This is a genomic window from Enterobacter cloacae complex sp. P17RS, from assembly GCF_014895885.1.
GTDB lineage: Bacteria > Pseudomonadota > Gammaproteobacteria > Enterobacterales > Enterobacteriaceae > Enterobacter > Enterobacter bugandensis.
The window spans coordinates 1-23,997 of the sequence record NZ_JADBQK010000020.1; the positions used below are offsets into that span (position 1 = coordinate 1).

Below are 23,997 nucleotides of genomic sequence, written 5' to 3' on the forward strand. Positions count from 1 at the left end.
CAGAGTCAAGCGTTTATTTTCGCTGTTCTCTGCTGACCCGGCGGCGTGTGTGCCGTTGTTCCGTGTCAGTGGAGGCGCATTATAGGGAGTTATTCTGAAGTGACAAGCACAAAATACAAAAAACTTTTCGTTCGCTCACTTTTCAAACTTAACGCTTATTTAAGTCGCGAATCGCCCGCTAAATGGGCAATTTCCCGCGCAAAACTGGCCACCTGCGACCAGTCGGTATAAACCACTTCTTTACGCGTATCGGTTTCGCCACCCGTCATCTTCATTATCAGGCGGATCATGAAGCGGTCATACCAGCGGTAGCGAGGATAGCGTAGCGCACCGGCAAAGACGGCGCACAGGTCTGGCTGCCACGGCGAGCCGAGCAAAAATTTGCGCGTGTAGCTGTTGGTCTGCGGCGTACGCTTCTCAGCTTTACGGGCAACCAGATTGACCGAGTAAAACGCGCCCGGCAATGTGTTGAGTACCGCCGTATGCTTTTTCACAAAGCGATCTAACGCCGGATGGAAGTGTCCGTAACGAATGGAGGCGCCAATCACCACGCGATCGTACTCCTGCCAGGCAATCTCCTCCGCACGATTCAGGTTCACCACATCCGAGTAAATGCCCAGCTCTTTTAATTCCGACGCCAGATAAGCGGCAATCTCACGCGTTTGTCCGTCTCGCGTAGAGAAAAGAATCAGTGTTTTCATCAACGGCTCCTTATTCGCGCCAGAATGTTGGGGTAAACAGCACCAGCAGCGTAAAGACCTCAAGACGACCAAACAGCATATTGGCAATAAGGATCCATTTCGCAACCGGGTTCATGCTGGCAAAGTTATCCGCCACAACCCCCAGGCCAGGCCCGAGGTTGTTTAGTGTTGCGACGACGGACGCAAAAGCGGAGAAATCATCCACTCCCGTCGCGATGATCGCCAGCATGCTGACGATAAAGACCAGCGCATACGCCGAGAAGAACCCCCACACCGCTTCGAGGATACGTTCCGGCAGCGCGCGGTTCCCCAGCTTAATGCTGTAAACCGCATTCGGGTGGACCAGGCGCTTCAGCTCACGGTTCCCCTGTTTGAACAGCAGCAGAATACGAATCACCTTCAGACCACCGCCCGTCGACCCGGCGCAGCCGCCGATAAACGCGGAGCACAACAGAAGTACCGGCAGGAACAGCGGCCAGCGCGCGATGCTGTCCGTGGTAAACCCGGCGGTCGTCGCCATCGACACCACCTGGAAAAACGCCTGATTGAGCGTGGTCAGCGCCGAGTTGTAAACATCATGGAACCACAGCACCAGGGTGCAGATGACGACCAGGGTAAGCTGGACGCCAATGAACATGCGGAACTCAGGATCGCGCCAGTACACCTTCAGGCTACGTCCGCTCAGTAAAGAGAAGTGCAGGCCGTAGTTACAGCCAGAGATCAGCAGGAAAATCGCAATGATGGTGTTAATCGTTGGGCTGTCGAAGTAGCCCACGCTGGCATCGTGAGTGGAGAACCCGCCAATGGCAATCGTCGCGAAGCTGTGCCCGATAGCATCAAACGCAGGCATCCCGGCAAACCACAGCGCCAGCGCGCAGGCTACCGTCAGCAGAACATAAATCAGCCACAGGGTTTTCGCCGTCTCGGCAATACGCGGACGCATCTTGTTGTCTTTCAGCGGCCCCGGCATTTCAGCCCTGTACAGCTGCATCCCCCCGACGCCCAGAATCGGCAGGATGGCCACTGCCAGGACGATAATCCCCATCCCCCCGAACCACTGCAGCATCTGGCGATAAAAGAGAATAGCGTGGGGTAACGAATCCAGCCCCACCAGCGTCGTCGCACCGGTGGTCGTTAAACCAGAAAACGATTCAAAAAAGGCATCCGTGATGCTGAGGTTAGGCTGTTCAGAGAAGATAAAGGGCAGCGAACCGACGCTTCCCAGCACCGTCCAGAACAGGACCACAATCAGAAAGCCTTCGCGAGATTTCAGTTCACCTTTCTGACGACGGTTCGGCCACCACAGCAGCGAGCCGATCGCCAGCGCGACAAAGAAGGTCTGGGTAAAAGCCCGCCCCGCGCCGTCCCGGTAGATAAGCGCCACCAGTCCAGGGAGAATCATCGTCCCCGAAAAGAGTATGACCAGCAGTCCAACGATTCGGGTTATGGCACGAAAATGCATCTCTGCCGCTTCCTTTGGTATTCAAAAAGTGAGGTGGGGATTATTCTTCAATCGGCAGCAATTGCAACGAACCGCGACTGAAATCAGCCAGTTTTGCTGAAAAAGCAGCCAGTTCTGCCTGAGGAAGCGCCACGCGTAATTGCACCATTGCCTGGTAATCACTGTGCGCAATCACGCCGTTAAATTGTTTGAGCAGTGTTTCAATGCCCGATAGCTGAGCGTAATCGCACAATAAAGTATATTCGGTGAGCGGCGTTTTGCGGGTGGTCGTCAGGATATTCAGTGCCTGCTGAACGCCGCCGCCATACGCTTTTACCAGCCCACCCGTACCTAACAGGATGCCGCCGTAGTAGCGCACCACCACGGCGGTAATTTCACCCACGCCGCTGCCCATCAGCTGGGAGAGCATGGGTTTACCGGCTGTGCCCGCCGGTTCACCGTCGTCTGAAAAACCGAGCTGTTGCGAATCGTCCGGTGGCCCTGCCACCCACGCCACGCAGTGGTGACGTGCGTCAGGGTGCTCCGCGCGAACGGACTCGACAAACGCTTTCGCCGCCTCTACGCCGTCAGTGTGCGCCAGCAGCGTAATAAAGCGGCTTTTCTTGATTTCCTCAACAAAGGTGACCGGTTCAGCCGGTATCAGCCAGCTTTCCATCAGGCCAGCTTCAGGTCTCGCGTCATATTCTCGATACCGTTCTCGTGAACCACCACGTTATCTTCGATACGAATGCCGCCAAACGGTTTCAGCGCGTCGATTTTTTCCCAGTTGAAGTGCTTGCTGAACTGCCCTTCACGCCACGGCGCCAGCAGGGATTCAATAAAGTAGATCCCCGGCTCGATGGTCAATACCATGCGCGGCTCAAGAATACGGGTGCAGCGCAGGTAAGGATATTTAGACGGTGCCGCCAGGTGCGTACCGGTATCATCCTGCATGAAGCCCGCAACGTCGTGAACCTGCAGGCCCAGCGGGTGGCCGATACCGTGCGGCATGAATGGTCCAGTCAGGTCGTTTTCTACCATCGCCTCTTCGCTCATGTCTTTCACAATCTGATGCTTACGCAGCAGTTTAGCAATGCGCTGATGGAACTGGATGTGGTAATCCACGTAGCTGGTTCCGGCCTTCATGGTGCCAATCAACGCCAGCTGTTCGTCGTTTACGTCCTTAATAAGCTGCGCAAAATCGGTATCCGCATTCGCCGCCCAGGTGCGGGTCAGATCGGCCGCATAGCCGTTGTACTCTGCGCCTGCGTCCAGCAGGAAGCTGCGCATCTCAGACGGAACCTGATGATCCAGTTTGGTGTAGTGGAGAACAGACGCATGCTCATTCAGCGCGACGATGTTGCTGTACGGTACGTCGGTGTCACGATGACCGGTTGCAGTCAGGTAGGCCAGGTTGATGTCGAACTCGCTCATGCCTGACTGGAACGCTTCGTGCGCGGCGCGGTGGCCATTCACCGCCGTTTTTTGCGCTTCACGCATGCAGTAGAGTTCATAGTCGGTTTTATACGCGCGGTAATAGTGCAGGTAATCCAGCACGCCTTTCGGATTGAGTTTGTCTGCCGGAATATCCAGACCGAGCGCACGTTCAGGTACAGGGCCAATGTAGCCGATGTTGCCGCGCGCCGCTGGCAGCTGGCTGCCAATGCCGTCCGCTTTTGGCAGGGCGATCACCTCAATTTCTTCGGTCCAGAAAGAGGTCGGCAGCGGTTCGACGTTGTGCCAGTAATCAACCGGCAGGTAGAACCACAGTTTCGGCTTGTTCACGCCGTCCACCAGAAGCCAGCAATTCGGAACCTGTGTCACCGGCACCCAGGCTTTAAACTGCGGGTTAACCTTAAACGGATAGGCGTGGTCATCAAGAAAAGTATTCATCAGCTCGCCGGAGTGGATCAGAAGAGCATCCAGCTTGAAGCGGGCCAGTACATCGCGGGTACGTTCCTGTAGGGTAACGATATGATTTTTATAAAGCGAAGCCAGTGAGTCCATCATTCTTCCTTTCGTTTTTTTGACCTCAAGTCATCGCATCTTAGCACACCTCACTCCGGCTGCGTGATTTCCACCGACCGTGATCAACGCAGCAATTTCTTAATAAGTAATTTGCATTTTATTAACATAAATTCCACACTCCGTCTCATCTGGTATGACCAGATCCACTTGCTGGATTCAGGAGACTGACATGCTTTACAAAGGCGACACCCTGTACCTCAACTGGCTGGAAGATGGCATTGCCGAACTGGTGTTCGATGCCCCCGGCTCAGTGAATAAGCTTGATACCGCGACGGTGGCCAGTCTTGGCCAGGCGCTGGAAGTACTTGAAAAGCAATCTGAATTAAAAGGGCTGCTGCTGCGTTCTAACAAAGCGGCCTTTATTGTCGGTGCCGATATCACCGAATTTCTTTCGCTGTTCCAGGTTCCGGAAGAACAGCTGAGCCAGTGGCTGCACTTTGCCAACAGCGTCTTTAATCGTCTGGAAGATCTGCCTGTTCCAACGATCTCTGCCGTGAACGGCTACGCGCTGGGCGGCGGCTGCGAGTGCGTGCTGGCGACCGACTACCGTCTGGCGACGCCGGACCTGCGTATCGGCCTGCCGGAAACCAAGCTGGGCATCATGCCGGGCTTTGGCGGTTCCGTGCGTATGCCGCGCATGCTGGGCGCCGATAGCGCCCTGGAAATCATTGCCGCTGGTAAAGACGTGGGTGCAGAACAGGCGCAGAAAATCGGCCTGGTCGACGGCGTCGTGAAACCAGAGAAGCTGGTTGAAGGTGCACTCGCCATTCTGCGTCAGGCGATTAACGGCGATTTGGACTGGAAAGCCAAACGTCAGCCGAAGCTGGAGCCGTTAAAGCTCAGCAAGATTGAAGCCACCATGAGCTTCACCATCGCCAAAGGCATGGTGATGCAGACGGCGGGTAAACACTACCCGGCGCCAATCACGGCGGTGAAAACCATTGAAGCGGCAGCCCGCTTTGGCCGCGACGAAGCCCTGAAGCTGGAAAACCAGAGCTTTGTTCCGCTGGCGCACACCAATGAAGCCCGCGCGCTGGTTGGTATCTTCCTCAACGATCAGTTCGTGAAGGGCAAAGCCAAACAGCTGACCAAAAACGTTGAGACGCCAAAACACGCGGCGGTACTCGGCGCCGGTATTATGGGCGGCGGCATCGCTTACCAGTCGGCCTGGAAAGGCGTGCCGGTAGTGATGAAAGACATCAACGAGAAATCCCTGACGCTGGGCATGACCGAAGCGGCCAAGCTGCTGAACAAACAGCTTGAGCGCGGCAAAATTGACGGGCTGAAGCTCGCAGGCGTGATCTCCACCATCCAGCCCGTGCTGGAATACAGCGGTTTTGATCGTGTCGACGTGGTGGTCGAAGCCGTCGTCGAGAACCCGAAGGTCAAAAAAGCGGTGCTGGCGGAAACGGAAGACAAGGTTCGCCCGGATACCGTGCTGGCCTCTAACACCTCCACCATTCCAATCAGCGAACTGGCGAGCGTGCTGAAGCGTCCGGAAAACTTCTGCGGTATGCACTTCTTCAACCCGGTACATCGTATGCCGCTGGTCGAAGTGATCCGCGGGGAAAAAACCTCTGACGAAACCATCGCTAAAGTCGTGGCGTGGGCAAGCAAGATGGGTAAAACGCCGATCGTCGTTAATGACTGCCCAGGCTTCTTTGTGAACCGCGTGCTGTTCCCGTACTTCGCCGGCTTCAGCCAACTGCTGCGCGACGGCGCGGACTTCCGCAAAATCGACAAAGTAATGGAAAAACAGTTCGGCTGGCCGATGGGCCCGGCGTATCTGCTAGACGTCGTCGGCATTGATACCGCCCACCACGCGCAGGCCGTCATGGCGGCGGGCTTCCCGCAGCGCATGCAGAAAGACTATCGCGACGCTATTGACGCGCTGTTTGACGCCAACCGCTTCGGTCAGAAAAACGGTCTGGGCTTCTGGCGTTATAAAGAAGACAGCAAAGGCAAACCGAAGAAAGAAGAAGATGCGGCGGTGGATGGTCTGCTGGCCGAGGTATGCCAGCCGAAACGCGACTTCACCGACGACGAAATTATTGCCCGCATGATGATTCCGATGATCAACGAAGTGGTCCGTTGCCTGGAAGAAGGCATTATCGCCAGCCCGGCAGAAGCGGATATGGCGTTGGTATATGGCCTGGGCTTCCCTCCGTTCCACGGCGGCGCGTTCCGCTGGCTGGATACGCTCGGCAGCGCCCGCTATCTCGATATGGCGCAGCAGTATCAGCACCTCGGTCCGCTTTATGAAGTGCCGGAAGGGCTGCGTAACAAAGCGCGCCATAACGAACCCTACTATCCAGCAGTTGAGCCAGCCCGTCCGGTTGGCGCGCTGAAAACGGCTTAAGGAGTCACAATGGAAAAGGTTGTCATTGTTGATGCGATTCGCACCCCGATGGGCCGTTCAAAAGGCGGTGCGTTCCGTAACGTGCGAGCGGAAGACCTCTCCGCGCACCTGATGCGTAGCCTGCTGGCGCGTAACCCGGCGCTGGACCCAGCAGCGCTCGACGATATCTACTGGGGCTGCGTGCAGCAAACGCTGGAGCAGGGCTTCAACATCGCCCGCAACGCGTCGCTGCTGGCGGAGATCCCGCATTCGGTTCCGGCCGTTACCGTCAACCGCCTGTGCGGTTCGTCGATGCAGGCCCTGCACGACGCGGCGCGCATGATCATGACCGGCGATGCGCAGGCCTGTCTGGTCGGCGGCGTTGAACACATGGGACACGTGCCGATGAGCCACGGGGTCGATTTCCATCCGGGCATGAGCCGCAACGTGGCGAAAGCCGCAGGCATGATGGGCCTGACCGCCGAGATGCTCTCCCGCCTGCACGGCATCAGTCGTGAAATGCAGGATGCTTTTGCCGCGCGCTCTCACGCCCGCGCCTGGGCCGCCACGCAGTCCGGTGCCTTCAAGAATGAGATCATCCCCACCGGCGGCCACGATGCAGACGGCGTACTGAAGCAGTTCAGCTACGACGAAGTTATTCGCCCGGAAACGACGGTCGAAGCGCTTTCTACCCTGCGTCCGGCATTTGATCCGGTCACCGGTACGGTAACGGCAGGGACGTCGTCGGCGCTGTCCGACGGTGCCGCCGCGATGCTGGTGATGAGCGAAAGCCGCGCCCGCGAATTGGGCCTGACGCCACGCGCTCGCGTGCGTTCGATGGCGGTGGTGGGCTGCGATCCTTCAATCATGGGTTACGGCCCGGTTCCGGCCTCGAAGCTGGCGCTGAAAAAAGCGGGCTTAACTGCCAGCGATATCGATCTGTTCGAGATGAACGAAGCGTTTGCCGCGCAGATCCTGCCGTGCATTAAAGATCTGGGGCTGATGGAGCAGATCGACGAGAAGATTAACCTCAACGGCGGCGCGATCGCCCTCGGTCACCCGCTGGGCTGTTCCGGGGCGCGTATCAGCACGACGCTGATTAACCTGATGGAACGCAAAGATGCCCAGTTTGGTCTGGCAACGATGTGTATCGGCCTGGGTCAGGGTATCGCGACGGTGTTTGAGAGAGTGTAAGTAAGGAAAAGTATCTCAAAGCCAATGACGTCAGAACAAGGCGGCAAGCGAGCGAATCCCGATGAGCTTACATTAGTAAGTGATTCGGGTGACCGAGCGCAGCCAACGCAGTTATGGCGTCATTGGCGAAGAGAGACAGTTTAGTTGCCGTTCTTCCCGCCTGTCAGGGGCGGGTTTTTTATTTAAATGAAGGCAAACGCATCGCCAAACAGGCGATCTTCACGCGCATCGCGTTCGTTACAGAACAGGTCGCGGGCAATTTTCGCCATCTCGAAACGGCCTGCAATGTAGATATCATGTCCCGCCAGCGTGCCGTGATCCTGCAGTACCGCCGTCAGCACCGTCCCGCTACGTCCACGCCAGCCCTCTTCCGGCTGCTCGACCACTGGCTCAATGCGCAGGTTAGGATGGTTAACGCTCAGCGCTTCCAGTTCAGACAGGTCGTACAGGTGCTTCTCTTCACGGCCGCCCCAGTAAATGGTGATGTCACGGTCTGGATTACGCGCCAGCGCGGTCAACAGAATAGAGCGCACATAGGAGAAGCCCGTACCGCCCGCGATCAGAATCAGCGGACGGTCTTCGTCATCACGCAACCACGCGTCGCCGTGAGGAATGTCGACCACAATCTCACGCTCTTTCAGGATGCGGTCCATCACGGCCATCGCGTACAGGTTAAGCTCAGACGCACCAATATGCAGCTCAATAAATTCCTGCTCTGCTGGCGTAGAGGCCATAGAGAAAGGACGCTTATCACGCTCATCCATCACCACCATCAGGTACTGGCCGGCACGGAATGAGAATGCCGCTTCAGGAACCAAACGGACGCGATATACGGTGTCGGTAATAGCATCTACCGACGTCACTTTACAGCTTAAGGTTGTCATTCGCTCTCTCTGTCGGGAAGTCTATAGGGCTTAACGGTCAGCTCAGGGTTTACCGTTATTCATTATGGCCAGTTCGTCCCAGATCGCGTCAATTCGCGCGGTCACAGCAGGATCTTTTTTGATCGGGCGACCCCATTCACGGTCGGTTTCGCCAGGCCATTTATTTGTGGCATCCAGTCCCATCTTTGAGCCAAGACCGGAAACCGGCGAGGCAAAATCCAGATAATCTATCGGCGTATTTTCGACTAACACCGTATCACGCGCAGGATCCATTCGCGTGGTTATCGCCCAGATAACGTCGTTCCAGTCACGGGCGTTAACGTCATCATCGCAGACAATAACAAATTTGGTATACATAAACTGGCGCAGGAAAGACCATACGCCCATCATCACGCGTTTAGCATGTCCGGGATACTGCTTCTTCATCGTGACCACCGCCATGCGATACGAGCATCCTTCAGGCGGCAGATAAAAATCAACGATTTCCGGGAACTGCTTTTGCAGGATCGGCACAAATACTTCGTTCAGCGCCACGCCGAGCACCGCCGGTTCATCCGGTGGGCGGCCAGTATAGGTGGAGTGATAAATCGCATCTTCACGCTGAGTAACATGCGTGACGGTAAACACCGGGAAGTTATCCACTTCGTTGTAATAGCCGGTATGGTCGCCGTATGGGCCTTCTGGCGCCATTTCACCCTGCTCAATGTAACCTTCCAGCACAATTTCGGCGCTGGCCGGCACTTCGAGATCGTTGGAGATACACTTCACGACCTCGGTTTTAGTCCCGCGCAGCAGGCCAGCAAACGCATATTCAGAGAGCGTATCCGGTACGGGCGTGACCGCCCCCAGAATGGTGGCCGGATCGGCACCTAACGCGACAGACACCGGGAACCGTTCCCCCGGATGTGCAGCACACCACTCCTGGAAATCCAGCGCGCCGCCGCGGTGCGACAGCCAGCGCATGATGAGCTTATTCTTGCCAATCAGCTGCTGGCGATAAATACCGAGGTTTTGCCGCTCTTTATGCGGTCCGCGCGTCACGGTGAGGCCCCAGGTGATCAGCGGCGCAGCATCTTCAGGCCAGCACTGCATGATAGGGATTTTGGTGAGATCCACCGCATCGCCTTCCAGCACTTTCTGCTGACACGGCGCGCCGCGCAGGCGTTTGGTGGGCATGTTCAACACCTGCTTAAACTGCGGCAGCTTATCGAACAGATCGCGGAAACCTTTCGGTGGCTCAGGCTCTTTCAGAAATGCCAGCAGTTTCCCCACTTCACGCAGCGCGGTAACGTCTTCCTGCCCCATTCCCAGCGCGACACGACGCGGGGTGCCAAACAGGTTGCACAGCACCGGCATTGAGTAACCTTTTGGATTTTCAAACAGTAATGCAGGGCCACCGGCACGCAGGGTGCGGTCAGCAATTTCTGTCATTTCCAGATAAGGATCAACAGGAAGTGTAATGCGTTTCAGTTCACCCTGCTTTTCCAGCAGCGTCAGGAAGTCGCGGAGATCGTGGTATTTCATGCAGTTAGTCATGGCCTCTCTGTAAGCGCCTCATTATACGGCGTAAGCCTGCTTGATGCTGTAATTTTGTTAAATTAGCGTGAACTTATCCGCTGTGTTCGAATTTCCCCCATTATAATCAACTTAGCGATCCCTCCAGGGTTTTGATATGCTTGCGCCCCGAACTAAGGGAAAGAGTGATTATGCAGGCCTGGTATTTACTGTATTGCAAACGCGGGCAACTTCAGCGCGCGCAGGAACATCTTGAACGTCAGTCTGTAAATTGTCTGACACCCGTGATCACGCTTGAAAAAATGCAGCGCGGGAAGCGCACAACCGTCAGTGAGCCTTTATTCCCGAACTATCTGTTCGTGGAGTTCGACCCTGAGGTGATCCACACCACTACCATCAGCGCAACGCGCGGCGTCAGCCACTTCGTTCGTTTTGGTGCCCACCCGGCAACCGTTCCGTCGACCGTCATTCATCAGCTGTCTGTTTATCAACAGCCTGAAGGGATCACCGACCCGGAAACCCCTTACGCGGGCGATAGCGTCGTCATTACCGAAGGCGCATTCGAAGGCCTGCAGGCGATTTTCGCCGAGCCGGACGGTGAAGCGCGCTCCATGCTGTTGCTCAATCTGCTGAACAAGCAGGTGCTGCAGAGCGTGAAAAACACCGACTTCCGCAAAGTTTAAACGTTTATCCCGAACAGGCGACGCACGTTGTCATCCGTCTGAGCGGAAAGCCAGTGCGGATCCTCTCCGCGCCAGTGCGCTACGCGCTCAACAATGTGCCCCAGCAAGGCGGGCTCGTTTCGCCGCGATGCCGGTTTGGGCTTCATATCTCGCGGCAGCAGGTATGGCGCATCGGTTTCAAGAAGCAAACGGTCTGCCGGGATTATCGGCAGCAGCTCGCGAAGCTCAAGCCCGCGGCGCTCATCACACACCCAACCGGTGATCCCCAGATACAAACCGCGGTTCAGGCAATCCAGCGCTTCCTGGCGAGACCCGGTGAAGCAGTGGAGCACTGCGCCGGGCAGTTTATCCAGCCACGGGTCCAGCAGTGCGAGAAAACGTTCATGCGCATCGCGACAGTGCATAAAGACGGGCATTTCAAGCTCTGCCGCCAGCGCAAGCTGGGCAGTGAACGCCTTTTCCTGTTCTTCAGGCGTGGAGAAGTTGCGGTTAAAATCGAGCCCGCACTCGCCAATAGCCACCACCTCTGCCGTTTTTGCCAGAGTGCGCAGGGTTTCTGCGCTCTCCGCCGTCCACTGGCTGCTGTCATGAGGGTGGACGCCTGCGGTTGACCAGCAGTGTTGATAGCGTTGCGCCAGCAGCAGCGCCTGCTCGCTCTCATGCAGGTTGGTCCCGGTCAGGAGCAGCCCTTTTACGCCAGCCTCAAAAGCACGCGCAACCACCTCGTCACGATCTTTCGCAAACTGCGAGCTGGTCAGGTTGAGTCCGATATCAAACATGCGATTCCCCATAGAACAACCGCCCTGACGGGCGGCTGGTTTTACTCTTCAGTGGTCTTTTCGGACGCATCGTCTTCATCGTCCGACCGGCGTCCTTTTCCCACGTAGAAACGCGAGAAGAATACGCCAACCTCAAACAGGCAGTACATCGGTATTGCCAGCAACGTTTGTGAGAAGACGTCCGGCGGCGTCAGCAGCATGCCGACTACGAAGGCGCCCACCAGAATATAGGGACGTTTCTTACGCAGGTCATCAGGGGTGGTTACCCCAACCCAGCAGAGCAGCACAATGGCCACCGGCACTTCAAACGCCACACCGAACGCCATAAACAGCGCCATCACAAAGCTGAGGTAGCTGGCGATATCCGTCGATACCTGAACCCCTTCCGGCGCGGTATGCGTCAGGAAGCCAAAGGCCAGCGGGAAGACAACGAAGTAGGCAAACGCCATGCCGATATAGAACAGCAGCGAACTGGAGACCAGCAGCGGGATCACCAGTTTACGTTCGTGCCTGTACAGTGCTGGCGCCACAAATGCCCATACCTGATAAAGGATGACGGGTGCAGACGCAATCAACGACACCCAGAAGGTGAGCTTAATCGGGGTGAAAAACGGTGATGCAACGTCTGTTGCAATCATCGTTGCCCCCAGCGGCATCTGCTTGATCAGCGGCGCAGAAACCACCTGATAAATATCGTTGGCGAAATAGACCAGGCACAGGAATATGAGGAATACCGCAATAATGCAGTTTAACAGGCGCTTACGCAGCTCAATCAGGTGCGTAATAAGCGGTTGAGTATCATCTACTGCCATAGTTACGCTTTATCACTCGACGAGGGGGATGATTCGGAAACAGGCGCGGCGGGTTTCGCTTCAGCCGCTTTTACCACCGGCTCTTCCGGCTGCGCCTGTTTTTTCAGTTCAGTTTCCTGCGGCGTTTGTTCAGGCGCTGCGGCCTGGTGCTCCGCACTCGCTGGCGTCACGCCCTCACGCTGCGCTTCGCTGTCCTTCACCACCGGGTTATGAATAGTGTTCGCTTCATCGCTCGCTTTTTCAGGATCGTTAACGCTGTAAGAGCGCTTCATGGATTCCGCCGCTTCGCGCAGCTCATCCATTGAGGCTTTCAGTTCCGGCGTCAGGTTATCCATGCTCGCCTTCTCAACCTTTTTCAGGCTTTCCTGAAACTCCTGCAGCTTAAGTTCCTGGGCCAGCTCGTTCTGAACGGTCGAAGCCAGCGATCTTAGCGCTCGAACCCAGCCCACGACGGTTTTCACCGCTACCGGCAGACGCTGCGGCCCCAGCACGATCAGACCAATCACAAAGACCAGCAGCAGCTCACTAAAACCAATGTCGAACACGACTTACACCTGCTCTTTATCGTGGCGTTTAGCGTCTTCCTTTTTGGCATCTTCTTGCTTATCGGAGATGGATTTAGCAGTAAAGTCAGCGTCCTGGCTGGTTTTATCCTGCTTGCTCTCATCATCGCTCATTGCTTTCTTGAAGCCTTTGATAGACGCGCCCAGATCGGAACCAATAGAACCGAGCTTTTTGGTGCCAAACAGCAGCACAACGATGACGGCAATAATGACTAATTGCCAGATACTGATACCACCCATACATATTCCTCAGGGATAGATGATTAATTGGTCAGGTCGCATTATACGTATGCGACCTGTCGATGGCGATGCAAACTCAGCGCGTTTTTCTCCATCCTGCAAGCCAGACAACAACCCCGCCAGCCATCAGCCAGGCGGGCATCATCTGCCAGTCAGGACGGTTGATCAGCAGCAACGTACCGCTCAGCAGCAGCGTTGCGCCAATGCCAAAGAGGTAGCGTGACTGTCCCTGGCGCACACGGCTGGACTGAAGCTCGCGGGCGATTTTATCCATGCTGTGCTGAAGATTCTTGCTCTGACGCAAACTGTCGTAAACCAGTTCAGGAATTTCAGGCATTTTTTCGATCCAGAACGGTCCTTTCTCTTTCAGCGAACGCACCAGCGCTGGAAGGCCAACCTGATCCTTAATCCAGGATTCCAGGAAAGGTTTAGCCGTCTTCCACAAGTCTAACTGAGGATAGAGTTGTCGACCTACACCCTCAACGTAAAGTAATGTTTTCTGAAGTAAAACTAACTGAGGCTGAACTTCCATATTAAAGCGGCGGGCCGTATTGAACAGGTTTAACAGCACGTGTCCAAAAGAGATCTCTGCCAGCGGTTTTTCAAAAATCGGTTCGCAAACGGTACGGATAGCAAACTCGAACTCTTCGACGTTGGTGTCTGGCGGAACCCAGCCGGAATCCACATGCAGCTCGGCCACCTTACGGTAGTCGCGGTTGAAGAAGGCGATGAAGTTCTCAGCCAGATAACGTTTATCTTCTTTATTCAGCGAGCCCACAATTCCGCAGTCGATACCGATGTATTTCGGATCCTCAGGATGCTCATAGCTCACGAAGATATTGCCCGGATGCATGTCCGCATGGAAAAAACTGTCGCGGAATACCTGGGTAAAGAAGACCTGCACGCCACGTTCGGCCAGCAGCTTCATGTTCGTTCCCTGCTTCTCCAGGGCCACCACATCCGAAACCGGAATACCGTAGATGCGCTCCATGACCATCATGTTCTGGCTGCAATAGTCAGAATAGACTTCAGGCACGTAGAGCATCGGGCTGTTTTCAAAATTTCGGCGCAGCTGAATGGCGTTTGCCGATTCACGCAGCAGATTAAGCTCATCAATCAGCGTTTTTTCATATTCCCGCACCACTTCCATCGGGCGCAGTCGACGGCCGTCCGGCAGCAGACGCGGAACCCAGCGCGCCAGACGATAAATTAGCTTCATGTCGGCTTTGATAATCGGCAGGATATCCGGGCGGATCACCTTGATCACCACCTCTTTGCCGTTCTCTTTCAGACGCGCAGTGTGCACCTGAGCGATAGAAGCCGACGCCAGCGGTTCTATTTCGAAATCGTCAAACCAGGTTTCAACGGGAAGGTTACCCATCGCCTCCTCGATCTGTTTCTTCGCTCTCACCCCGTCAAACGGGGCGACACGGTCCTGCAGCATCGCCAGTTCATCGGCAATGTGCGGCGGGAAGAGATCGCGGCGAGTTGAGAGCATCTGTCCGAACTTAATCCATACCGGGCCGAGCTCCTGCAGCGCCAGACGCAGGCGTTCACCCAGCGGCTGACCTTTATGGCGATTTGGCATCCAGAACAGCGTCCGCCGCCAGATCCTGAGCGGCAGCGTAATACGCATTTTGGGGATGAGCTCGTCGAGCCCGTAACTCAAAAAGGTGTGGATGATAAAATAGAGGCGCCGAATTTCACCAGGCGTCATTTGCCCTCCAGTTTTTCCAGCCGTTTGCTTAGGGCATCAACCGCACGTTCAACCGCGGCCGTCTCTTCTGCGAACCACGCAACTTCCAGCGGCCCGGGCGCCATGCGCCACTCTTCGGTCAGCACTTCTGCGGCATAACGCTGTTGGCGTTGCAGATTTTTGCGCAGGAACGCCGTGCCGCCATGAATAACTTTCCCGATCCCTTCAGCGGCGATGTCGCCAATAAAAGGCGCCAGCAGCTCTGCCGGGTCAAACTCAGCCAGATCGCTGAGCGCAACGAAGTTCTGCACGACCTGGATGTCGCCTTCCACTTCCAGCTCACCGCTGCGAATAAGCGCCGTTAATTGCTGGCGATCGCGCAGTTTTGGCAGCACGCTCATATGGGTAATGACCGAGCAATCAGCTTCACCTTCCCACTCACCCAGAACGTCAAGCTGACGTTCGCTGAAAACCAGCACGAGCGGCGTCGAGAACTCTTTTAACACAATGCGCAGTACCTTCCCGTTTAGCCGCTGACGTGCGGCTTTCAGCGCCGGAGCGCGATACAGGAAGGCATTCAGCACATTCTCGATGCCTGCGGTGACTAAGGGTTTAAAGGGCACGGGACACCTCCACTCAGAATTTGTAACCGCGATGCAGCGCGACGACACCCGCCGTCATGTTGAAGTACTCAACGTTCTCAAATTCCGCATCCTGCATCATGGCTTTTAAGGTGTCCTGATCCGGATGCATGCGAATTGATTCCGCCAGATAGCGATAGCTTTCCGCGTCGTTTGCCACCAGTTCGCCAATACGCGGCAGCACGTGGAAGGAATATGCGTCGTAGGCTTTGCTCAGCGGGTCGATAATCGGTTTAGAGAACTCGAGCACCAGCAGGCGTCCACCCGGCTTCAGCACGCGGTACATGGAACGCAGCGCTTTTTCTTTATCGGTGACGTTACGCAGACCGAAGGAAATCGTGATGCAGTCAAAAGTATTGTCCGGGAACGGCAGCGCTTCGGCGTTGGCCTGCACGTATTCCACGTTACCCACCACGCCGATGTTACGCAGCTTTTCGCGTCCCATTTTAAGCATGGAGTCATTAATATCAGCCAGTACAACGCGACCGGTTTCGCCCACCAGACGGGAGAATTTCGCCGTCAGATCGCCCGTACCGCCAGCCAGATCGAGAACCGTTTGTCCACGACGCACACCGCTGCAGTCGATGGTGAAGCGCTTCCACAAGCGATGAATGCCGAACGACATCAAGTCATTCATCACATCGTACTTCGCCGCCACGGAATGAAATACGTGGGCCACCATGTCAGCTTTCTGCGCTTTGGCTACAGTCTGAAAGCCAAAGTGCGTCGTGTCTTGTGAATCGTCAACCATCTCAGAGCCTGCTAATCAGTCAAATGTTCGTGAAGTGTAACAGATTGGGCGCAATTGCCCTACGATTCAACCACCGCGAAAGAAACGCGCTGGCTGCTCGTCTGGCGATAAATCCGGCGCTAAATCGTTGTCCTGGCTGGGTGAATTTTGTTCATCCCCGCCCTCACGCAGTCGGAACTCTTCGTCCTGCGCTGTGGCCTGTTCGACCAATTCCGGATTAATCTCGCGTTTAACCTCCACTCCCAGGCTGCGGAATGCTTCAGCCTGCGCAAGCAGGTTGCCACGCCCGGAGGAGAGCTTTTTCATCGCCTGGCGGTAGTTATCCTGCGCACGATCCAGGCTTTGCCCGACGGAGGACATGTCGTCCACGAAGAGGCGCATTTTGTCGTACAGCTTGCTGGCGCGGTCGGCAATCTGCTGCGCGTTACGGCTCTGGTGCTCATAGCGCCACAGGTTCGCAATGGTGCGTAAGGCCACCAGCAGCGTGGTGGGGCTGACCAGCATAATGTTATTTTTCAGCGCTTCGGTGATCAGTTCGGGCTGTCTGTCGAGCGCCAGCAAAAACGCGGGTTCGACCGGGATAAACATCAGCACGTAGTCCAGCGAGCGCAGCCCCGGCAGTTGCTGATAATCCTTTCTACCCAGCAGGCGAATATGGTTACGCACGGAGGCAATGTGCTCCTGCAGCGCCGATTCGCGCGTATAGTCATCTTCAGCGTTGAAGTAGCGCTCATAGGCCACCAGCGTCATTTTGGCGTCAATGACCACATCTTTGCCCTGCGGCAGACGCACAATCACATCCGGCTGCATTCGCGAGCGGGCATCGTTTTCGATACTCACCTGCGTTTCGTATTCATACCCTTCCCGCAGGCCAGAGGCCTCCAGCACGCGGGTGAGCACCACTTCCCCCCAGTTACCCTGGGTTTTGTTATCGCCTTTCAGCGCCCGCGTCAGGTTGACCGCCTCCTGCGCCATCTGGGCATTCAGCTGTTGAAGATTGCGGATCTCATGCGCCAGCGTGTGGCGTTCGCGGGCTTCCTGACCAAAGCTGTCCTGTACCTGACGGCGAAAGCCGTCCAGCTGTTCGCGCAGCGGCGTCAGCAGGCTGTTCAGGCTCTGGCGATTTTGCTCATCAACGCGGCGGTTGCTGTGCTCGAAAATACGGTTGGCGAGGTTCTCGAACTGCTCGCTGAGGCGCTGCTCGCTGTTGATCATCTGGCGGATTTTGTCTTCGGCATGCAGCTGGGTGGATTCAAGGCGGGTAGTCACTTCGCGGAGATCGGCCTCCAGCGAGGTGTTGATATCACGCAGGTTACGCAGTTCGTTATTGAGCAGTTCACACTCGTCGCGCCAGTGGTCGCTTAGGGCAAGCTGCTGTTTTGCTGCGCTTAAATCGGCGACGATCTCTTCGCGTTCAGCCAGTTGCTCGGCCTTCTGCTGTGCATGCTGATAGCTGGATATCAGCCAGCCTATCGCCACGCCAGCCAGCGCAATTACCGCATAAATCAGGATTGAGATATCCACAATGCCCCCTGCATCAACGTATTACCCGCACAAAATAAGATTGTGCTGTATAAACGTCCAGTTTGAAAGGGTTTTCCTGCGAGGCGCTACGCAAAAAATAAAGGCCGAACGCGTCGGCCTTTTATCTCAGAGAGGAGGACTAGATCAGGCGGCGAGCCGCTTCAACCACGATTTTCACCGCGTGACTTTCTGTCTGCTTCATGGTTTCGGCGTTCGGGATCTCCTGCTGAGTGCGGTTGACGATAACGCCCGCCACCATACCAGCACGCAGACCCTGGCTTGCGCACATGGTCAGCAGCGTTGCGGATTCCATCTCGTAGTTCATCACGCCCATGGATTGCCACTCTTCCATTGAGCCTTTGAAGCGGCTCACTACGCGGCCTGAGAAGGTGTCGTAACGCTCCTGGCCCGGATAGAAGGTATCAGAAGAGGCAGTTACGCCCACGTGAGTGGTTGCACCCACGGATTTCGCCGCTTCAACCAGCGCGGTGGTGCACTCGAAGTCAGCCACTGCCGGGAATTCCATCGGTGCAAAGTGCAGGCTTGCGCCGTCCAGACGCACGGAAGCGGTCGTCACCAGCACGTCGCCCACGTTAATGTGCGGCTGAATCGCGCCGGTGGTGCCGATACGCAGGAAAGTACGAATGCCCAGCTGCGCCAGCTCTTCCACGGCGATAGAGGTAGACGGGCCACCGATACCGGTAGAGCACACAATCACCGCTTTGCCATCCAGCTCTGCGCGCCAGGTGGTGAATTCACGATGGGCAGCCAGCTTGACCGGCTTATCCATCAGCGCGGCGATCTTTTCCACACGCTCTGGGTCGCCAGGGACGATAGCGAGCGTAGCCCCTTGTAAATCGTTTTTAGTGAGGCCGAGATGAAAAACATCAGACTTAGACATAGGTGACTCCTCTGTGGGTCGGTTAGTCAGAAGAAGTAAAACGGTACTTTACAGAAGCGGTAAGCATAATTTCGTGACGCATCTCACCATGAATGAAAATGATTGCATTGAATTTCCATCAAAAAGTGATTCACATCACATTAACAAGTTATATCGTCGGGTGCTGCACAAAAGATAGACCGTTTAAGGCACTGTGAGTTGTTAACCTGGTGTCTATATTTACCTTTGCGCTAACTCATTGGTACGGAGAATGCCATGACTGAAAAAACCGGATTTGCACCTGCTGCGGCTCCGCATGCTTCAACTATCGTCTCAACCTCAGAAGAGGCCATTACGGCAGGCGAGACCTCCATCCCCTCTCAGGGGGAAAATATGCCTGCATATCACGCGCGGCCAAAGTCAGCAGACGGCCCGCTGCCCATCGTGATTGTGGTTCAGGAGATTTTCGGCGTTCACGAACATATTCGCGACCTCTGCCGCCGCCTGGCGCTGGAGGGTTATCTGGCCGTTGCGCCAGAGCTCTACTTCCGTCAGGGCGATCCGAATGACTACAGTGATATCCCGACGCTCTTCAGCAACCTGGTCAGCAAAGTGCCGGACGCGCAGGTGCTGGCAGACCTAGACCACGTCGCCAGCTGGGCGGCGCGCAACGGCGGCGACCCGCACCGCTTAATGGTCACCGGTTTCTGCTGGGGTGGACGCATTAGCTGGCTGTATGCCGCGCATAACCCGCAGCTGAAAGCCGCCGTTGCCTGGTACGGCAAACTGGTGGGCGAAAAGACGCTGAACTCACCGAAGCATCCGGTTGATATCGCTACCGATCTCAATGCCCCGGTGTTAGGGCTGTATGGCGGCCAGGATACCGGCATTCCGCTTGATACCGTCGAGACGATGCGCCACGCGCTGCGGGCGGCGAACGCGAAGGCCGAAATCGTGGTGTATCCCGATGCCGGACACGCGTTTAATGCCGATTATCGTCCGAGCTATCACGCGGAATCCGCTAAAGATGGCTGGCAGAGAATGCTGGCATGGTTTAGCCAGTACGGCGGGAAGAAAGCATAAAAAAAAGCCCGGGGGGCGCCTGCGCCTTACCGGGCCTGCGCGTCATCAAGCCTGACGTAAGTTCTGCGCCGCCTTCACCATGTTGGCGAGCGCCGCACGCGTCTCCGGCCAGCCGCGGGTTTTCAGGCCGCAGTCCGGGTTTACCCACAGGCGTTCCGCCGGGATGCGCTGAGCGGCTTTTCTCAGCAGCGCCTCAATCCACTCCACGCTCGGCACGTTCGGGGAGTGAATGTCATACACGCCCGGCCCAATTTCGTTCGGGTAGTCGAACTCTTCAAACGACTCCAGCAGCTCCATGTCTGAACGCGAGGTCTCGATGGTGATCACGTCTGCATCCAGCGCGGCAATAGAATCCATGATGTCGTTAAATTCGCAGTAACACATATGGGTGTGGATCTGGGTGTCGTCCTTCGCCACTGCGGCGTTGATGCGGAATGCTTCCACGCCCCACTGCAGGTAAGCATCCCAGTCGCTGCGGCGCAGCGGCAAACCTTCGCGCAGCGCCGGTTCGTCAATCTGGATGATGCCAATCCCCGCCGCCTCCAGATCCGCCACTTCATCACGCAGCGCCAGCGCGATCTGTTTGGCGATGGTTTCACGGGTCACGTCTTCGCGCGGGAACGACCAACAGAGAATGGTCACCGGGCCGGTCAGCATGCCTTTTACCGGCTTGTCGGTCAGGGACTGGGCGTACTTCGCCCACTCCACCGTGATCGGTTCCGGGCGGCTGACGTCGCCAATGACCACCGGCGGCTTCACGCAGCGGGAGCCGTAGCTCTGCACCCAGCCGTTCTGGGTAAAGACGAAGCCGTCCAGGTGTTCACCGAAGTATTCGACCATGTCGTTACGCTCGGCTTCGCCGTGCACCAGCACGTCCAGCCCGAGGCGTTCCTGCTCGATAATCGCCTGCTTGATGTGTTCCGCAATGCCGGTGCGGTAATGATTCGCGTCCAGATTGCCCTTTTTGAAGTCCAGACGCAGGCCGCGGATCTCGGTAGTTTGCGGGAATGAACCGATGGTCGTGGTCGGCCACGCGGGAAGATTGAAGCGGGCGCGCTGGGCTTCGGCACGTACCTCGTACGGGCTCTGACGCTGGCTGTCCCGGGCGGTGATGGCCGCCAGACGTTTTTCCACCGCCGGGTTGTGCACGCGAGCCGAGTGACGACGCGCCTGAATCGGTGCGCTCCAGTCGGTAATCGCCGCCGTATCGCCGCTGTTGAGCGCGTCGCGCAGCAGTGCCAGCTCTTCACATTTTTGCAGGGCGAAGGCAAACCAGCTTTTCACTTCAGGGTCGAGACGGGTCTCCACGCTCAGATCGATCGGACTGTGCAGCAGAGAGCATGATGATGCCACCCACAGCTCGCGTTTGCCGACGATGTCTTTAATTTGGGCGTATTTCTCGCTCAGATCGGCGCGCCAGACGTTACGGCCGTTGACCAGACCGGCGGAGAGCAACCACTCCTCAGGCAGGCGCTCGTGCAGCTCTGCGACATCGTCCTTACCGTGAACCAGGTCAACGTGCAGGCCCTGAACCGGCAGCGCGGTGATAGTGTCGAGGTTCGGCGTCACGCCCTCGAAATAGGTGGTCAGCAGCAGCTTCACCTGTCCGGCGAGCGCGTCATACGCCGGTTTGAAGGCATCGAGCCACTCCTGCGGCAGCTCCAGCACCAGCGCGGGTTCGTCGATTTGCACCCACTGAATGCCGCGCTTGCCCAGCTCAATCAGCACCTGCTTATAGACCGGCAGAATATCGTTCAGCAGGCTGAGGCGGTCAAATTGTTCGCCCTTCACTTTACCCAGCCACAGGTAAGTTACCGGCCCCAGCAATACGGGCTTCACCTGGTGGCCCAGCGCCAGCGCTTCATCCACTTCGTCCAGAAGCTGCGTCCAGGTCAGCGTAAACTGCTGACCTTTGACGAACTCCGGCACCATATAGTGATAGTTGGTGTTAAACCACTTGGTCATTTCCGCCGCTGCCGCTGGCTCACCCGTTGGCGCGCGGCCACGGCCGATTCGGAACAGGGTGTCGATATCCACCGATCCATCTTTGTTCTGATGACGAGCCGGCACGTTGCCCAGCAGCAGGCTGGTCGTCAGAACATGGTCGTACCAGGCGAAATCGCCCACCGGCAGCAGGTCAATACCCGCCTGTTTTTGCTGATCCCAGTGACGGGCGCGCAGCTCCCGCCCCACCGCCAGCAGTTCTTCACGGGTGGCGTTGCCCGCCCAGTAGCTTTCTTGCGCTTTTTTCAGCTCGCGACGCAGGCCAACGCGAGGAAAACCGAGAGTGTGAGTGCGGATTGTCATGGTATGACCCCTTGTGAAATTTGTTATTTAGACGTCCAGATGTTTACACATCTATAATTGGCAGGTACTGTATATTCCTCAAGCGCAAAATGTTCATGGCGGAGTGAAGGACTTTCATGATCGAGATTAAACACCTGAAAACGCTACAAGCGTTGCGGAACTGCGGTTCGCTAGCGGCGGCAGCGGCCACGCTGCACCAGACCCAGTCCGCCCTTTCTCACCAGTTCAGCGATCTGGAACAACGCCTCGGATTTCGTCTTTTTGTGCGTAAGAGCCAGCCTTTGCGCTTTACGCCGCAGGGTGAAATTCTTCTTCAACTGGCGAATCAGGTACTGCCGCAGATCGCCAGCGCGCTGCAGGCGTGTAACGAGCCGCAGCAGACCAAACTGCGGATCGCCATTGAGTGCCACAGCTGTATTCAGTGGCTGACCCCCGCGCTTGAGAACTTCCGCCAGAAGTGGCCGCAGGTGGAGATGGACTTTAAATCCGGCGTGACGTTCGACCCGCAGCCCTCGCTCCAGCAGGGCGAGCTGGATCTGGTGATGACGTCCGACATCCTGCCGCGCAGCGGCCTGCACTATTCGCCGATGTTTGATTTTGAGGTGCGTCTGGTGCTGGCGCCGGACCATCCGCTGGCGGCCAAAACGCGCATTACGCCGGAAGATCTGGCGACAGAAACGCTGCTGATTTACCCGGTTCAGCGCAGCCGCCTGGATATCTGGCGTCACTTCCTGCAGCCGGCAGGCATCAGCCCGCAGCTGAAAAACGTGGATAACACCCTGCTGCTGATCCAGATGGTGGCGGCCAGCATGGGTATCGCGGCGCTGCCGCACTGGGTGGTGGAGAGCTTTGAACGCCAGGGTCTGGTGGTCACCAAAACCCTGGGGGAAGGACTGTGGAGCCGGCTGTACGCCGCCGTGCGCGATGGCGAGCAGCGTCAGCCGGTTACGGAGGCGTTTATTCGCTCAGCGCGGAACCACGCGTGCGACCATCTTCCGTTTGTGCGGAGCGCGGAGCGACCCAGCGGCGATGGACCCACAGTGAAGCCAGGATCACCGCCCCCCCAATAAGGAAGCTCGGCCAGTGCGGCTGTTCCTGCCAGATGGCAAGGTTCACCAGCAGCCCCGCCGGGACGTGCACGTTGTTCATGATCCCCAGCGTACCGGCGTCTACCTGCGTAGCGCCGTAGTTCCACATAAAGTACCCCAGCCCCGACGCCACCACGCCCAGCCAGACCAGAACGCTCCACTGCACGGTGGTGGTCGGCAGCTTTTGCGGGTTGCCGAGCATAAACCACGCCGCCACCGCGACGATCGCCGCGCCCATATAGAACCACGCAAACGCGTTGTGCTGCGGCATCGGGCGGGTTTCCATCAGGCGCTTATAGCCCACCATACCAATGGCAAAGCTGATGTTGGCAAGCTGGACGAACATCAGCCCTGTCCAGAAGTGATCGCTCACTTTGTCGTAGCGAATGATCGCCGCGCCAATAACCGCCAGCGCGGCGCTTAGCAGATATCCCCAGCGCAGGCGGCGCCTGCTGAGCAGATCGTAAATCAGCGTGATATAGAGCGGCGTCAGCACGGTAAAAAGCAGGAATTCGGAGACGGACAGGTAGACGTAAGCCCGGAAGCTGAACAGATACATGATGCCAAGCTGCATCGCCCCCACCAGCATGTACAGCAGAATGGTTTTCAGCGATTGCCCGCGCGTGCGCAGGAACGGCAGGAACACCAGCGCCGCCAGCCCGACGCGCATCAGCACCGAGAAGTAACTGTCGACCGAACCGGCAAGGTATTCGCCAATCAGGCTAAAGGAGAAGGCCCACAGGATAGTGGTGATAATGAGTAGCGCCACAATGCTTGTCTCTCAGAAAGAAGGACAGGCATTGTAGCGAACTCTTTAGTTGACAACTGAACAATAAACAACCAAATGAA

22 protein-coding genes are annotated in these 23,997 nt (G+C 56.6%); 5 read left to right on the forward strand and 17 right to left on the reverse strand.

From position 1 onward, the window contains the following. Positions 1-155: 155 nt before the first annotated feature. The 4 genes from hemG to pepQ are packed head-to-tail and all read right to left on the reverse strand — an operon-like array spanning position 156 to position 4,149. Positions 156-701: a menaquinone-dependent protoporphyrinogen IX dehydrogenase gene (gene hemG / locus IM265_RS15295; protein ID WP_028014767.1), complete on the reverse strand. Its 546-nt coding sequence runs from the start codon at positions 699-701 to the stop codon at positions 156-158. Between the two features lie 10 nt (positions 702-711). Beyond that, positions 712-2,163, reverse strand: coding sequence for a Trk system potassium transporter TrkH (gene trkH, locus IM265_RS15300; RefSeq protein ID WP_013099227.1), 1,452 nt, complete (start codon positions 2,161-2,163; stop codon positions 712-714). A 40-nt stretch (positions 2,164-2,203) separates the two neighbouring features. Next, positions 2,204-2,818, reverse strand: a complete 615-nt coding sequence (locus tag IM265_RS15305) for an IMPACT family protein (protein ID WP_041911843.1) — start codon at positions 2,816-2,818, stop codon at positions 2,204-2,206. Then, on the reverse strand, positions 2,818-4,149 hold the full coding sequence (pepQ, locus tag IM265_RS15310) for a Xaa-Pro dipeptidase (protein ID WP_028014769.1): 1,332 nt from the start codon (positions 4,147-4,149) through the stop codon (positions 2,818-2,820). Before pepQ ends, IM265_RS15305 begins: the two co-directional genes overlap by 1 nt. A gap of 190 nt (positions 4,150-4,339) precedes the next feature. Between pepQ and fadB the strand changes: the two genes are divergently transcribed. Together fadB and fadA are read left to right on the forward strand one after the other, a co-directional pair. After that, positions 4,340-6,529 (forward strand): fatty acid oxidation complex subunit alpha FadB, encoded by a 2,190-nt coding sequence (gene fadB, locus IM265_RS15315; RefSeq protein WP_088204710.1) that lies wholly within the window; start codon positions 4,340-4,342, stop codon positions 6,527-6,529. A gap of 9 nt (positions 6,530-6,538) precedes the next feature. Then, entirely contained in the window at positions 6,539-7,702 is a 1,164-nt protein-coding gene (gene fadA / locus IM265_RS15320; protein ID WP_008501515.1) for an acetyl-CoA C-acyltransferase FadA, read from the forward strand. 182 nt (positions 7,703-7,884) lie between these two features. On the opposite strand, the gene fre is transcribed toward fadA, so the two are convergent. Next, entirely contained in the window at positions 7,885-8,586 is a 702-nt protein-coding gene (fre, locus tag IM265_RS15325) for an NAD(P)H-flavin reductase (RefSeq protein ID WP_028014772.1), read from the reverse strand. A 42-nt stretch (positions 8,587-8,628) separates the two neighbouring features. After that, a complete protein-coding gene (gene ubiD, locus IM265_RS15330; RefSeq protein WP_028014773.1) occupies positions 8,629-10,122 on the reverse strand; it encodes a 4-hydroxy-3-polyprenylbenzoate decarboxylase in 1,494 nt (497 codons plus the stop codon). Between the two features lie 170 nt (positions 10,123-10,292). On the opposite strand from ubiD, the gene rfaH reads away from it, so the two are divergent. Further along, positions 10,293-10,784 (forward strand): transcription/translation regulatory transformer protein RfaH, encoded by a 492-nt coding sequence (gene rfaH, locus IM265_RS15335; protein ID WP_020882871.1) that lies wholly within the window; start codon positions 10,293-10,295, stop codon positions 10,782-10,784. Here the strand turns inward: rfaH and tatD are convergent. From tatD to udp, 9 genes are all read right to left on the reverse strand, one after another. Next, positions 10,781-11,563, reverse strand: a complete 783-nt coding sequence (gene tatD / locus IM265_RS15340) for a 3'-5' ssDNA/RNA exonuclease TatD (protein ID WP_028014774.1) — start codon at positions 11,561-11,563, stop codon at positions 10,781-10,783. The two genes, rfaH and tatD, sit on opposite strands and share 4 nt — an antisense overlap. A gap of 41 nt (positions 11,564-11,604) precedes the next feature. Further along, complete coding sequence (gene tatC / locus IM265_RS15345) at positions 11,605-12,375, reverse strand: Sec-independent protein translocase subunit TatC (protein WP_028014775.1); 771 nt, start codon at positions 12,373-12,375, stop codon at positions 11,605-11,607. A 2-nt stretch (positions 12,376-12,377) separates the two neighbouring features. After that, positions 12,378-12,920: a Sec-independent protein translocase protein TatB gene (gene tatB / locus IM265_RS15350; RefSeq protein WP_028014776.1), complete on the reverse strand. Its 543-nt coding sequence runs from the start codon at positions 12,918-12,920 to the stop codon at positions 12,378-12,380. A 3-nt stretch (positions 12,921-12,923) separates the two neighbouring features. Further along, the gene (tatA, locus tag IM265_RS15355; RefSeq protein ID WP_013099238.1) at positions 12,924-13,178 is read right to left on the reverse strand and encodes a Sec-independent protein translocase subunit TatA; all 255 of its coding nucleotides are present in this window, start codon (positions 13,176-13,178) and stop codon (positions 12,924-12,926) included. A 76-nt stretch (positions 13,179-13,254) separates the two neighbouring features. Further along, positions 13,255-14,895: a ubiquinone biosynthesis regulatory protein kinase UbiB gene (gene ubiB, locus IM265_RS15360; RefSeq protein WP_028014777.1), complete on the reverse strand. Its 1,641-nt coding sequence runs from the start codon at positions 14,893-14,895 to the stop codon at positions 13,255-13,257. Continuing rightward, positions 14,892-15,497, reverse strand: coding sequence for a ubiquinone biosynthesis protein UbiJ (gene ubiJ, locus IM265_RS15365; protein ID WP_028014778.1), 606 nt, complete (start codon positions 15,495-15,497; stop codon positions 14,892-14,894). Before ubiJ ends, ubiB begins: the two co-directional genes overlap by 4 nt. 13 nt (positions 15,498-15,510) lie before the next feature. Continuing rightward, positions 15,511-16,266 carry a bifunctional demethylmenaquinone methyltransferase/2-methoxy-6-polyprenyl-1,4-benzoquinol methylase UbiE gene (gene ubiE, locus IM265_RS15370; RefSeq protein WP_028014779.1) on the reverse strand — a complete coding sequence of 252 codons (756 nt, stop codon included), beginning with the start codon at positions 16,264-16,266 and terminating at the stop codon, positions 15,511-15,513. Between the two features lie 66 nt (positions 16,267-16,332). Beyond that, positions 16,333-17,790: a DNA recombination protein RmuC gene (gene rmuC, locus IM265_RS15375; protein ID WP_041911838.1), complete on the reverse strand. Its 1,458-nt coding sequence runs from the start codon at positions 17,788-17,790 to the stop codon at positions 16,333-16,335. A gap of 139 nt (positions 17,791-17,929) precedes the next feature. Further along, positions 17,930-18,691, reverse strand: coding sequence for a uridine phosphorylase (gene udp, locus IM265_RS15380; protein WP_003860792.1), 762 nt, complete (start codon positions 18,689-18,691; stop codon positions 17,930-17,932). A gap of 255 nt (positions 18,692-18,946) precedes the next feature. Here udp and IM265_RS15385 point away from each other — a divergent pair, with 255 nt between their 5' ends. After that, a complete protein-coding gene (locus IM265_RS15385) occupies positions 18,947-19,753 on the forward strand; it encodes a dienelactone hydrolase family protein (protein ID WP_047366706.1) in 807 nt (268 codons plus the stop codon). 45 nt (positions 19,754-19,798) lie between these two features. Here the strand turns inward: IM265_RS15385 and metE are convergent, their stop codons facing one another. Then, positions 19,799-22,060: a 5-methyltetrahydropteroyltriglutamate--homocysteine S-methyltransferase gene (gene metE, locus IM265_RS15390; RefSeq protein WP_193032072.1), complete on the reverse strand. Its 2,262-nt coding sequence runs from the start codon at positions 22,058-22,060 to the stop codon at positions 19,799-19,801. A gap of 116 nt (positions 22,061-22,176) precedes the next feature. Between metE and metR the strand changes: the two genes are divergently transcribed. Beyond that, positions 22,177-23,130: an HTH-type transcriptional regulator MetR gene (metR, locus tag IM265_RS15395; protein WP_193032074.1), complete on the forward strand. Its 954-nt coding sequence runs from the start codon at positions 22,177-22,179 to the stop codon at positions 23,128-23,130. Here metR and IM265_RS15400 read toward each other — a convergent pair. Beyond that, positions 23,018-23,917 carry a carboxylate/amino acid/amine transporter gene (locus IM265_RS15400; RefSeq protein WP_032644934.1) on the reverse strand — a complete coding sequence of 300 codons (900 nt, stop codon included), beginning with the start codon at positions 23,915-23,917 and terminating at the stop codon, positions 23,018-23,020. The genes metR and IM265_RS15400 overlap by 113 nt on opposite strands. Positions 23,918-23,997: the final 80 nt, after the last annotated feature.

Bases quoted from the DNA above. Each gene is read 5' to 3' on its own strand.
- hemG (WP_028014767.1), bottom strand. From the start codon at position 701: ATGAAAACACTGATTCTTTTCTCTACGCGAGACGGACAAACGCGTGAG.
- fadB (WP_088204710.1), top strand. From the start codon at position 4,340: ATGCTTTACAAAGGCGACACCCTGTACCTCAACTGGCTGGAAGATGGC.
- fadA (WP_008501515.1), top strand. From the start codon at position 6,539: ATGGAAAAGGTTGTCATTGTTGATGCGATTCGCACCCCGATGGGCCGT.
- tatC (WP_028014775.1), bottom strand. From the start codon at position 12,375: ATGGCAGTAGATGATACTCAACCGCTTATTACGCACCTGATTGAGCTG.
- ubiB (WP_028014777.1), bottom strand. From the start codon at position 14,895: ATGACGCCTGGTGAAATTCGGCGCCTCTATTTTATCATCCACACCTTT.
- ubiD (WP_028014773.1), bottom strand. From the start codon at position 10,122: ATGACTAACTGCATGAAATACCACGATCTCCGCGACTTCCTGACGCTG.
- trkH (WP_013099227.1), bottom strand. From the start codon at position 2,163: ATGCATTTTCGTGCCATAACCCGAATCGTTGGACTGCTGGTCATACTC.
- metR (WP_193032074.1), top strand. From the start codon at position 22,177: ATGATCGAGATTAAACACCTGAAAACGCTACAAGCGTTGCGGAACTGC.
- pepQ (WP_028014769.1), bottom strand. From the start codon at position 4,149: ATGGACTCACTGGCTTCGCTTTATAAAAATCATATCGTTACCCTACAG.
- metE (WP_193032072.1), bottom strand. From the start codon at position 22,060: ATGACAATCCGCACTCACACTCTCGGTTTTCCTCGCGTTGGCCTGCGT.
- fre (WP_028014772.1), bottom strand. From the start codon at position 8,586: ATGACAACCTTAAGCTGTAAAGTGACGTCGGTAGATGCTATTACCGAC.
- tatD (WP_028014774.1), bottom strand. From the start codon at position 11,563: ATGTTTGATATCGGACTCAACCTGACCAGCTCGCAGTTTGCGAAAGAT.
- IM265_RS15385 (WP_047366706.1), top strand. From the start codon at position 18,947: ATGACTGAAAAAACCGGATTTGCACCTGCTGCGGCTCCGCATGCTTCA.
- rfaH (WP_020882871.1), top strand. From the start codon at position 10,293: ATGCAGGCCTGGTATTTACTGTATTGCAAACGCGGGCAACTTCAGCGC.
- ubiE (WP_028014779.1), bottom strand. From the start codon at position 16,266: ATGGTTGACGATTCACAAGACACGACGCACTTTGGCTTTCAGACTGTA.
- udp (WP_003860792.1), bottom strand. From the start codon at position 18,691: ATGTCTAAGTCTGATGTTTTTCATCTCGGCCTCACTAAAAACGATTTA.
- tatA (WP_013099238.1), bottom strand. From the start codon at position 13,178: ATGGGTGGTATCAGTATCTGGCAATTAGTCATTATTGCCGTCATCGTT.
- IM265_RS15305 (WP_041911843.1), bottom strand. From the start codon at position 2,818: ATGGAAAGCTGGCTGATACCGGCTGAACCGGTCACCTTTGTTGAGGAA.